Source organism: Salifodinibacter halophilus, assembly GCA_012999515.1.
GTDB lineage: Bacteria > Pseudomonadota > Gammaproteobacteria > Nevskiales > Salinisphaeraceae > Salifodinibacter > Salifodinibacter halophilus.
Genome location: JABEEB010000565.1, coordinates 1 through 246, shown reverse-complemented (window position 1 = coordinate 246; position 246 = coordinate 1). Strand labels below are relative to the sequence as shown.

1 protein-coding gene is annotated in these 246 nt (G+C 67.1%); it reads left to right on the top strand.

The genetic code is table 11. The annotated features are described in order from the left end of the window. Window positions 1–90: 90 nt before the first annotated feature. Window positions 91–246, top strand: a 156-nt coding sequence (locus tag HKX41_12865) for a hypothetical protein (GenBank protein NNC25027.1), incomplete at its 3' end; no start/stop codon positions are given.

Sequence of the window (246 nt, the reverse complement as noted above, 5' to 3'; positions counted from 1 at the left end):
GTGCGGGAAAACGAACTGCGCAGGAAAGCGGCGCTCCGCCGCAGCCGCGGCTGCGTCGCGCCACCGCGCTTCATCACAAGGAGAGTCGAAATGCGTCAGCAGTCCAAGAGCAAGCTCGCCCTGATCGCCTTTGCCGTCGGCATGACCCTGTCGCTGGCCGCCAGCGCGCTGCCTTACCCGAATCCGGGCGAAGGCTACGTCCAGCACTACTACTCCGACGCCGCCCGCACCAACCTGGTCGGCGAG